The following is a 9,545-nucleotide window of genomic DNA, read 5'->3' on the forward strand; positions in this document are numbered from 1 at the left end:
TCGCGCACGTCGAGCGAGACCGCCATCGCGCGCTCGCCGAGTTCCGAGGCCAAAGCCTTGGCCTTGTCGAACTGCACGTCGGCGAGCACGACGCTGCCGCCTTCCTCGACGATCCGCCGTCCGGTCGCGCCGCCAATGCCTTCCGCTCCGCCCGATATCAGCGCGACCTTGCCCTGCATCATGCCCCCACGTGCGTTCATGGTTCAGCGCTCCAGTATCGCGACGGCGGACAGGCCGGGCGCGCCATAGACATGGCTGTACGCGGTCTTCGGGTTGCCGGGCACCTGCCGCGCGCCGCCGCGCCCGCGCAGCTGCACGGTGTTTTCATAGACCTGGCGCAGCCCCGACGCGCCAATCGGCTCGCCGCAGGCGAGGCATCCGCCATCGGTATTGACCGGCAGCTGGCCGTTCAGCTCGGTGCGGCCTTCGGCAAACCACTGCTCCTGCTCGCCATCCTGACAGAAGCCGTTCTCGGCCATGTGCATGATCTCCGCGCCCGATTCGGTGTCCTGCAGCTGCGCGACATCGATGTCCTCGGGACCGATGCCCGCCGCCTCGTACGCCGCCTGGCTCGCGAGTTCGGTCGGCTTGCCGCCGCGATCGACGCTGATCGCGGGCGCGAACACCTCGAACGATCCGGGTGGGCGGGTGCGCACCGCGATGCTGGCGATCTTCACCCCGTCGGCGCCCAGCTCGCGCGCTTTCTTTTCCGACGCGATGATCAGCGCGACCGCGCCTTCGGCAGGCGAGCAGAACATGTATTTGGTCAGCGGATCGTTGACCATCGGCGCGTTGAGGATGGTGTCGAGATCGACCGGCGAGCGCCGCCAGGCATGGTCGCACAAGGTGCCATTGCGGAACGCCTTTTCCGCGACCTTGCCCAGCGTCTCGCGGCTGATGCCGTGCAGCTGCATGTAACGCTGGATCTTGAGCGCGAAGAACTGCGTGGTCAGCATCATGCCGGTTTCGCCATACCATTCGGGCAGGCCCCAGTCGCCGGGCTTGGCGTTGAACGCGCCGCGCGGGTGCTTGTCGAAGCCCACCGCGAGCGCGATGTCGCACTGGCCCGAGGCAACGGCATTGCGCGCCGAGGCGAGCGCGCTGCCGCCGGTGGCGCAGCCGTTCGAGACGTTGATGAAGGGCAGACCCGTCAGCCCGAGCTCGTTGACCATGATATCGGCATTGCCCGCGGAATCCGAGCCGCCATAGGCGCATTCGATATCGGTCCATGCAAGCCCTGCATCGGCCAGCGCCTGGCGCACTGCGAACACGCCCTGGTCGCGCCCCGACCGGCCATCGGTGCGTCCGAACGGGTGGATGCCTGCGCCTATGATCTGGACTTGGGTCATGGATTGGGCACTCTCAAACTTTTCTGCGTTCCGGACAAACGGAAGGGGATGGGGCCGTTCATGCGCAAGGCCTGAACGCGAACGTGGTCCGCCCCGGCGCGAACTCGGTCAGCACCAGCTCCATCGGCATGCCGAGTGTCAGCTCCGCCAGGCTCGCCCCCTCGATCCGGGTTTCGACGATCACCTCGCCGGGAAGCTCGACATAGCCGAGCAGGAAGGGGACGAACGCCTCCGGTCCCGCATAAGGTGGCGATTTCGGGCGGAAATCCTGGCTGGTCCACGACCAGAGCGTGCCGGTGCGCGAGAGCGGAACCGGGTCGTAATGCTGCGCGGCATCGCCCTCGGGCATCGGGAAGACGATCTCCCCGGTCTGCCCATGGCGACCGCCGATCAGGCGCGGCTGGGCCTCGTCGGTCCACAGACCCTCGGCGACGGGAAGCACGCCGCTCATGCTGCAACCCTCATCGCGGCCTGGGCATAGGTGTCGAGCCCGCTCGCCGGATCGCCCAGCCATTGCGAGAGCAGCAGCACGCGCTTGTGCGCATGGCCGATCTCGAGCTCGTCGGTGGTGCCCATGCCGCCGTGCAGCTGGATCGCCTCGCGCCCGATGGCGAGCGCGGCCTCGGCGACCACGGCCTTCATCCCCGCAATGTCCTGCGGATCACCCGACGTCACCGCCGCGATCAACGCGCTCCTGGCCTGATCGACCCGCGCATAGGCCTCGACCATCCGGTGCTGGATCGCCTGGAACCGCCCGATCGGCTGGCCGAACTGCTCGCGCTGGCGGACATAGGCGAGCGTGTCGTCGAACAGCCGCTGGGCGAGGCCGGCCATCTCGGCGGCTGCGACCAGCCGCGCGGTCGTCAGCGCGGCCTCGACCGCCTCCCAGTCGAGCGACAGCCGCGCTTCGGCCCGCACCTCGCAGCCCAGCAGACGGATCTCTGCCGCCTCGTTTCCGTCGATGACGCGATAGCCGCGGCGGTGCACGCCGGGCGCATCCGCGGCGACCAGGAACAGCGCGGGGCCGCCATCGGTCGCGGCGCTGATGAGCAGACAGTCCGCCGCCATGCCGCCCAGCACGAAGGTTTTTTCGCCCTGCAGCACAAAGCCGGTTGCGGTCGGTTTTGCCGTGGTACCGCGCGGCAGCGTGGCATGCCGCGCATCGGGCTCGAACAGCGCCAGCGCGGCGATCGCCTCGCCCGAGGCGAGCGCGTCGATCAGCGTTTCGTCCTGAGCGAGGCCTGATCCTGCCAGCAGCACCGGCAGAACCGCATTTTCCAGCCAGTTGTCCGACGAGATACGCTGGCCGAAGCTCTCGCCCACGGCGACCAGATCGAGCAGGCTGCTTCCCAATCCGCCCCTCTCCTCGCTCAGCGCCATAGCGGTCAGGCCTAGCTCTGCCATGGCCTGCCAGCGTGCCCGGTCGATGCCGCCGGGCTGGGCGCGTTGCGCCTTGCGCGCGGCAATATCGCTGCCCTCCAGAAACCGCTCGATCGAGGCGCGGTAGAGCAGGTGGTTCTCGTCATAATCGAAATTCATGCGTGTTGCTCGAAACGGACGGGCACGGTGACGGGACCGCGCAACATCATGTTGGGGGGGTAGGCGATTGCCGCCTCGTCGGTCAGCGTGATGCCTGCAATGCGCGGCAGCAGCTCCTCGAACGCGACGGTCATTTCCTTGCGGCTAAGCATGTTGCCGACGCACATGTGGATGCCGCGCCCGAACGCGAGATGCGTGCGGGCATTGGCCCGGTCGGCGAGGAATCGGTCGGGCTCGTCATAGCGGTCGGGATCGCGATTGGCCGCGGCATAGCGCATCATCACCATCGCGCCCTTGGGCAGGGTGACCCCGCCCAATTCGGCATCCTGCTTCATCACCCGCCAGATGCCCGACGAGGCGCTGGCCAGGCGCAGCATTTCCTCGACCATGTTGGGGATGATCCTGGGGTCCGCCTTGGCCTTGGCGAGCTCGGCCGGATTGCGTGCTAGCAGGATGATGCCCTCGGCGAGCGTGGCGGTGGTCGTCTCGTTGCCCGCGACGAGCAATTGCTGCACGATCGAGAGCAACTCGCCATCGTCGAGCGGGCGCTCGCCATCGATCTGGGCATGGACCAGATCGGACAGCAGATCGTCGGTGGGGTTGGCGCGGCGCTGGTCCATCTGCGCCTTGATCGCGTGCTGGAATTCGACCACCTCGCGCGCGCATTGCAGCTCGCGCTCCTTCGGCACCATGCCGCCCAGCCGGTCGACAAAGGCATCGGTCCAGCGCTTGATCGTCGACGGCGCCTCGTGCGTCAGGCCGAGCTGTTCGGAGATCATCCGGATCGGTAGCGGCATGGCGAAATCGCGCACGAACTCGATGTCGTCCTTCGCCAGCATGCTGTCGATCAGGTCGCGCGCGATCTCGCGGATATGCGCCTCGAGCTTGTTCACGCGCGGCGCGGAAAAGGCGAGGTTCACCAGCTTGCGAAAGCGCGTGTGCACCGGCGGATCGGCGGTGAGCAGCGTATCGACCTGCGGCCAGCCCTTATCGAGGATCGCCTTGACCTCGGGGTCCTCGGACCGCGCGCCCGAAAGCACTGCCTGGAAATTGTTGGAGAACTCGTCCGTCCGCGATGTCGCCTCGCTCACGAGCTTGTGGCTCAGCACCAGATACAGGCCACTGGCCCGGTCATGATAGACCGGGTCGACCGCCAGATGCTCCTGATAGAAGGTGAAGGGATCGACCAGCACATCGGGATGGAAAAAGCTCTTCTGCTCCGCCGCCACCGTCATGCCCTGCTCCCATGGTGCTGATTTGCCATGAAACCGTCATAGCCCGCAGCGGGCTGGGCCTGCGATACGCGAAAATGCTAGGGCAGGGTTTGCAAGCTGGAATAACGAAAATTGCGCATTTTATGTTATTATTGTAGCCTGGCCTGACTCAGGCAGAAGGAGCGATTGCGATGAACGTATCGATCGGTGAACGCTGGGAAGGTTATGTCGAGGCGCTGCTCAAGACCGGGCGCTATGCCTCGGCGAGCGAGGTGATCCGCGAAGGCCTGCGCCTGGTTGAGGAGCGCGAGGCCAAGCTCGCGGCTCTGCGCGAGACGATCGAAACTTCGCTTGCACGCGGTGGCGAGAACACTGATGATGATGTGGATCGGCGCCTGGAAACAGTAGCGCAGGAGCTCAAGGCACAAGGATATTAGGTGCGAACACTCATCTATCTTGACGCTGCGACAGACGATCTCGTCGAGATACTCAGGTATATCACCCTGGAGTCCCGCCATCTGCCTACGGGACTGCGCTTTGTCGAAAAACTGCGCGCCAGGTGCTCGCATCTGGCTTCACTACCCGGAACGCTGGGATCGGATCGTAGCGACTTGGCACTCGGGCTGCGCAGTGTCGCCGCCCATGGGTATATCATCTTCTTCCGATACGGCGACGAGAGCGTGGAGATAGCCAACATCCTCCACGCCAGCCGCGATGTCGTCAGCCATTTCGACAGTGACTGACGACCGCCATTACGCTCAGCTGTGCGTCATCACGCCGCCATCGGCGATGATGCCCTGGCCAGTGATGAAGCGCGCATCGTCGCTGGCGAGAAAGGCGATGACATCGGCAATGTCCTCGGGCTGGCCCAGCCGCTTGAGCGCCGACTTCTCGCGATAATATTCGGCCGCGGCACCGTTCTCCAGCATGCCGCGCGTCATGCCGGTGACGATACAGCCGGGTTGCACGCAATTGGCCGTGATGCCGAACGGTCCCAGCTCCATCGCCAGCGATCGGGTGAAGCCCAGGATCGCGTGCTTCGACGCGGCATAGGCGCCGAGCCCGGCATCGCCATAGCGCGACAGGATCGATCCGGTGTTGATCACGCGCCCTGCCTGCGAGGCCTTGAGCAGCGAAAGGCACGCCTTGGCGAGTCGCGCGGGTGCGAGCAGGTTGACGTCGAGCCCGAACTGCCATTGATCGTCGGTCAGGTCCTCGAGCGTGCCGACCGGGCAGACGCCGGCATTGTTCACCAGGATGTCGAGCCCGCCGAGCTGGCTTTCGGCTGCGGCGGCGAGCAGCGCGATCGCCTCCGGGTTGGCGAGATTGGCGACGTGGTTGAATGTGCCTGCCATGCCTTCGCCGCTGATGTCGCACGCCAGCACCGTCGCGCCATCGGCGAGCAACCGCGATACCGTCGCCGCGCCGATCCCCGATGCGGCGCCCGTCACCAGCGCCTTGCGTCCCTTGAGCCTGCTCATGTCTGTCCTTCCCCCCAATACGGTCTCATGTAACGTAATCCAGCGCATTGGCCAGCACGCGCTGCACATGCGGATGGGCATAGGCCGCAGGGCCATCGCCGAATTGCAGGTACACGAGGTGCCCCGCGCCAACCGGCTTCGTCCATGCGAGCAACGCGCTGCCGGGCGGGTGCGGCCAGTCCGAATCGTCGAACATCCGGCCGGCCACGGCATGCGCGGCAGAGTAGAAATTGTGCGCAGCAAACGCATGGTCCGCTGCGATCAGCGGAGTGACGTCCTCGGCGAAAATCTCGGCGAGATAGAGCTCGTCGCACATCGCGAAACGGGCGGGCAGACCGCGCGTAACGGGATGGTCCGCCAGCACCACCGCATCATAATCGACATCGTGCCGATAGCCCGAATCGAGGCATTGGCGTCCGCGCAGCGTCTCGCACCGATAGAGGAACTTGCCGCCCAGCATTTCGGCCCAATCGGGCCAGTCCGCCCATCCGGCCAGCGCGTGGTGCATCGCGACCGCGCCCCCGCCGCGCGCGAAATGCGCCTCGATCGCAGCGACGAAGCCCGGCGATGGCGGGCGCGTCGTCACCGTGCCGTCGGCAAAGGTGAAGCCGGGCATGTCGTAGAACAGCAACGCATCGGCCTGCTCCGCCGCGCCATCGGCGACCAGCGCTTCGGCCTCGGGGTGCACCAGATGCTCCACGCGCCAACCCTGCAGGCTGCCGAGCAGCGCGGCAAAGGGCTCGGCCTCATAGGGATGGCCGCCCGACAGGACCAGCAGGTGCCGCACGCTCAGGCGATCTTCAGGATCATCTTGCCCTGGTTCGACCCCTCAAACAGCCGCAGGAAAGCGGGCAGCGCGTTGTCGAGCCCCTCGTCGACATGCTCGTCGACGATCAGTTTTCCGGCCGCGGCCCATTCGCCCATTTTCGCGCCGCCCTCGGCAAAGCGCGCAACATAATCGGCGACGAGCAGGCCCCGGATCGAGGCGCGGTGGACGATCAACTGCCACAGATTGCGCGCGCCGACAGGCTCTGGCGCGTTATACTCGCTGATCAGCCCGCAAAGTCCGATCCGCGCGCCGTGCTTGAGGTTCATGAGGCCCGCGTCGAGAATATCGCCGCCGACATTCTCGAAGATCACATCGACGCCATCGGGCGCGACCGCGCGGATTGCCGCATCGAGCGCGGCCATATCCTTGCCGCGATAGTCGATCGCATGGTCGAAGCCATAGCGTTCGGTCAGCCGCGCGCATTTCTCCGCGCCCCCGGCGATGCCGATCGCGGTGCAGCCCAGGATCCTGGCGATCTGCCCGACCAGCGATCCGACGGCACCGGCGGCGCCCGTCACCAGAACGACATCGCCCGGCTTGGGTTCGCACACGTCGAGAAAGCCGAAATAGGCGGTCATCCCGACCGCGCCGAACAGCGAGAGATAGTTGGTCACCTGCGGCACCGCGTGCGGATCGATCGGCTGGGTAAAGCCGCCCAGCGTGCCGACCGAATAGTCCTCGATCGCGTTCAGCCCCATCACCCATTGGCCCTTGGCAAAGCCCTCCGCCCGGCTGTCCTCGACCACGCCGATCGTGGTCGCGCGCACCGGCGCGCCGAGCGGGATCGGCGGCATGTAGCTGTCCGCATCGGACATCCAGCCGCGCTGCGCCGGATCGAGCGAGGCATAATGGTTGCGGATCAGGAACTGGCCGTCCTCCAGTGCGGGCAGCGCGCTGGTTTCGAGCGCGAAATCCTCGGCCGCAGGCGTGCCATTGGGGCGGCGCTTGAGGATGAACTGGCGGTTGCTGGTCATGGCGATGCGTCTCCGTGGGAAAGCGAAAGTGAGGAAATTCAGTCCGCGCCGCGACCGCCATCGACCAGCATGGCGGTGCCGGTGACCATGCGCGAGGCGGAGCAGGCGAGAAAGGTGGCGGCGCTGGCAATGTCCTCGGCTGTGCCGACGCGCTGCAGCGCATTGCCGTCCATCACGAATGCCTTGACCGCATCATTGTCACCATAGGTATGCGTGATCATCTCGGTGTAGATCACGCCGGGGTTGAGCGAATTGACGCGCACCTTGGGGTTCATCTGCGCGCCTTCCAATGCGGCGACCCGGCTGAAATGCGTCACCGCCGCCTTGGCCGCGCAATAGGCGGCGCAGTCCTCCAGCCCGATCAGCCCGGCGAGAGACGAGATGTTGACGATCGAACCCGCGCTCCTGGTATCGCGCATCATGCGAAAGCCGTATTTGGTGCCCAGCACCACGCTTTCGACATCGGCGGTCCACAGCTCGCGGAAATCGTCGAGCGAGGTATCGGGCAGCGCTTTGGTGAAGAACGACCCGGCGGAATTGATCAGCGCATCGACCGATGCGTGTCTCGCGGTCACCGCGTCGGCGAACGCGGCCCAGTCGCTTTCCGAGGTCACGTCGAAGCTGTGGAACTCGCCGCTGCCGCCCGCCGCCTCGACCTGGCGCACGGTCTCCGCGCCGCGCTCCGGATTGCGCCCGGTGGCGATGATGTGGAAGCCTGCCCTCACGAGGCGGAGGGCCGTCGCGCGCCCGATGCCCGAGGTCGCGCCGGTAACGATGGCGGTCTTGGTCATGCGCCGGTCCCCCATTGAAAAGGAAGCGCCATCAACCACCCCCGTTTGTCCCGAGCCCCTCGGCTGGCTGGCAAGCCAGCCGCTCGGGATGAACTTCCCGGCTCTGCCGGGAAGTCGAGGGATGTACACGAGAGGTTGGCGATCACGTCCCTCGACACGCTCGGGACAAACGGATTTGGGTTCATGCCTGCTGCCAGCATCACGTCAGACTCCACCCGCCATCGACCACCATCTGCGTGGCGGTCATGAAAGAGCTCTCGTCGCTGATCAGGAACAGGATGGTCTCGGCCATGTCCTCTGGCTCCTGCGGCACGCCCAGCGGCACGTCGGTCCAGTGCGCGGGATCGTCCATCGCGCCCGGCGGCATCGCGCCTTCGAGCAGCGGCGTGCGGGTGGGGCCTGGGCAGAGCGCGTTGACGCGGATCATGTCGCCCTTGCGGCCCAGCTCCACGCCGACCGCGCGCGCCATGTTGGCCATTGCCGCCTTGGCCACGGCATAGGCGGAAATGCCCGGCGCCGCGCAATTGGCCATGACCGAGGCGGTGAGCACAATGCTGCCCGTCGCGGGGGCACCCCGCGCCTGCGCGCGCATCTGCGCCACCGCCTTTTGCACGCCCAGAAAGCTGCCTTCGACATGCACCTGGGTCAGCGTGCGGAAGCGTGCGAGGTCGAGGTCGATGATCGGCTCGTAATTGACGATCCCCGCATTGCTCACCAGCGCGTCGAGCCGGCCATGATGATGCACCGCGGCCGCGATCGCATTGTCCCAGTCCTCGGGCGAGGTGACGTCGTGCTTCAGCCCGATACACTGGCAATCGGCAGCGACGCCCTGAATGAGTTCGCCGTCCACATCGGTCGCGATCACCTTCGCGCCGCGCGCCGCCGCCAGCCACGCGGTCGCGGCGCCGATGCCCGAGGCCGCGCCGGTCACCAGCACCACCTTGTCCTTCACGTCGAATGTCATGCGCTCAGGTCCAGTTCGATCATCCCGTCCTTCTCCCGCACCGGCCATGTGCGAAGGCCGCAATGCGCGGGCGGTCCTTTCGCGGCACCGGTGGCGATCTCGAAGCGTGCACCATGGTGCGGGCACAGGACATGCCCGCGCCGTACCCGCGCGCCTTCGAGCGGCAGAAGCGCGTGGCTGCACAACCCGTCGAGCGCATGCAGCGTGCCATCGGCGTCGCGCACGACCAGAAATGCTGCACCTGCATGCTGCACAAAACGGGAGGTGCCGGGTGCCATGTCGGCAGGCGTGATGGGGGTGAAAGCCATGGGCTCAGTGATGCCGGCATCATGATGGCTTTTCAATCCTCGCCCATCATGCCTGCCGACATGGCACCCGGCACCTCCCGTTTTGTGCAGCATGCA

Annotated in this window: 13 protein-coding genes; 2 read left to right on the forward strand and 11 right to left on the reverse strand. The window is 66.2% G+C overall.

Annotated elements, in window-relative coordinates:
* The 5 genes from DM995_RS13220 to DM995_RS13240 form a co-directional block, all read right to left on the reverse strand.
* The coding region (locus DM995_RS13220; RefSeq protein WP_116969720.1) for an SDR family NAD(P)-dependent oxidoreductase at positions 1–200 on the reverse strand (200 nt) is incomplete at its 3' end.
* Between the two features lie 3 nt (positions 201–203).
* Positions 204–1,349, reverse strand: coding sequence for a thiolase family protein (locus DM995_RS13225; protein ID WP_023838512.1), 1,146 nt, complete (start codon positions 1,347–1,349; stop codon positions 204–206).
* Between the two features lie 58 nt (positions 1,350–1,407).
* Positions 1,408–1,800 carry a Zn-ribbon domain-containing OB-fold protein gene (locus DM995_RS13230; protein WP_116969721.1) on the reverse strand — a complete coding sequence of 131 codons (393 nt, stop codon included), beginning with the start codon at positions 1,798–1,800 and terminating at the stop codon, positions 1,408–1,410.
* Positions 1,797–2,888 carry an acyl-CoA dehydrogenase family protein gene (locus DM995_RS13235; RefSeq protein ID WP_116969722.1) on the reverse strand — a complete coding sequence of 364 codons (1,092 nt, stop codon included), beginning with the start codon at positions 2,886–2,888 and terminating at the stop codon, positions 1,797–1,799. The genes DM995_RS13230 and DM995_RS13235 overlap by 4 nt, the downstream gene beginning before the upstream one ends.
* Complete coding sequence (locus tag DM995_RS13240; RefSeq protein WP_116969723.1) at positions 2,885–4,123, reverse strand: cytochrome P450; 1,239 nt, start codon at positions 4,121–4,123, stop codon at positions 2,885–2,887. The genes DM995_RS13235 and DM995_RS13240 overlap by 4 nt, the downstream gene beginning before the upstream one ends.
* A 170-nt stretch (positions 4,124–4,293) precedes the next feature.
* On the opposite strand from DM995_RS13240, the gene DM995_RS13245 reads away from it, so the two are divergent.
* Positions 4,294–4,539 carry a type II toxin-antitoxin system ParD family antitoxin gene (locus DM995_RS13245; RefSeq protein WP_116969724.1) on the forward strand — a complete coding sequence of 82 codons (246 nt, stop codon included), beginning with the start codon at positions 4,294–4,296 and terminating at the stop codon, positions 4,537–4,539.
* Complete coding sequence (locus DM995_RS13250) at positions 4,540–4,845, forward strand: type II toxin-antitoxin system RelE/ParE family toxin (RefSeq protein WP_116969725.1); 306 nt, start codon at positions 4,540–4,542, stop codon at positions 4,843–4,845. It begins immediately after the preceding gene.
* A 15-nt stretch (positions 4,846–4,860) separates the two neighbouring features.
* Here DM995_RS13250 and DM995_RS13255 read toward each other — a convergent pair whose 3' ends face one another.
* The 6 genes from DM995_RS13255 to DM995_RS13280 form a co-directional block, all read right to left on the reverse strand.
* Complete coding sequence (locus DM995_RS13255) at positions 4,861–5,583, reverse strand: SDR family NAD(P)-dependent oxidoreductase (RefSeq protein ID WP_116969726.1); 723 nt, start codon at positions 5,581–5,583, stop codon at positions 4,861–4,863.
* A gap of 25 nt (positions 5,584–5,608) precedes the next feature.
* Complete coding sequence (locus tag DM995_RS13260; protein ID WP_232824382.1) at positions 5,609–6,370, reverse strand: ThuA domain-containing protein; 762 nt, start codon at positions 6,368–6,370, stop codon at positions 5,609–5,611.
* 2 nt (positions 6,371–6,372) lie between these two features.
* Entirely contained in the window at positions 6,373–7,386 is a 1,014-nt protein-coding gene (locus tag DM995_RS13265; RefSeq protein ID WP_116969728.1) for an NADP-dependent oxidoreductase, read from the reverse strand.
* Positions 7,387–7,424: 38 nt separating this feature from the next.
* Positions 7,425–8,177, reverse strand: coding sequence for an SDR family NAD(P)-dependent oxidoreductase (locus DM995_RS13270; RefSeq protein WP_157973203.1), 753 nt, complete (start codon positions 8,175–8,177; stop codon positions 7,425–7,427).
* A 199-nt stretch (positions 8,178–8,376) separates the two neighbouring features.
* Positions 8,377–9,141, reverse strand: a complete 765-nt coding sequence (locus DM995_RS13275; RefSeq protein WP_157973204.1) for an SDR family NAD(P)-dependent oxidoreductase — start codon at positions 9,139–9,141, stop codon at positions 8,377–8,379.
* Positions 9,138–9,545 (reverse strand): Rieske (2Fe-2S) protein (locus DM995_RS13280; protein ID WP_232824383.1); only part of this gene is annotated, 408 nt, incomplete at its 5' end. The genes DM995_RS13275 and DM995_RS13280, both read right to left, overlap by 4 nt.

Origin of the sequence: Blastomonas sp. UPD001 (assembly GCF_003426715.1) — a bacterium.
Classification (GTDB): domain Bacteria; phylum Pseudomonadota; class Alphaproteobacteria; order Sphingomonadales; family Sphingomonadaceae; genus Blastomonas.

Bases quoted from the DNA above. Each gene is read 5' to 3' on its own strand.
- DM995_RS13275 (WP_157973204.1), bottom strand. From the start codon at position 9,141: ATGACATTCGACGTGAAGGACAAGGTGGTGCTGGTGACCGGCGCGGCC.
- DM995_RS13230 (WP_116969721.1), bottom strand. From the start codon at position 1,800: ATGAGCGGCGTGCTTCCCGTCGCCGAGGGTCTGTGGACCGACGAGGCC.
- DM995_RS13255 (WP_116969726.1), bottom strand. From the start codon at position 5,583: ATGAGCAGGCTCAAGGGACGCAAGGCGCTGGTGACGGGCGCCGCATCG.
- DM995_RS13270 (WP_157973203.1), bottom strand. From the start codon at position 8,177: ATGACCAAGACCGCCATCGTTACCGGCGCGACCTCGGGCATCGGGCGC.
- DM995_RS13240 (WP_116969723.1), bottom strand. From the start codon at position 4,123: ATGACGGTGGCGGCGGAGCAGAAGAGCTTTTTCCATCCCGATGTGCTG.
- DM995_RS13245 (WP_116969724.1), top strand. From the start codon at position 4,294: ATGAACGTATCGATCGGTGAACGCTGGGAAGGTTATGTCGAGGCGCTG.
- DM995_RS13235 (WP_116969722.1), bottom strand. From the start codon at position 2,888: ATGAATTTCGATTATGACGAGAACCACCTGCTCTACCGCGCCTCGATC.
- DM995_RS13225 (WP_023838512.1), bottom strand. From the start codon at position 1,349: ATGACCCAAGTCCAGATCATAGGCGCAGGCATCCACCCGTTCGGACGC.
- DM995_RS13265 (WP_116969728.1), bottom strand. From the start codon at position 7,386: ATGACCAGCAACCGCCAGTTCATCCTCAAGCGCCGCCCCAATGGCACG.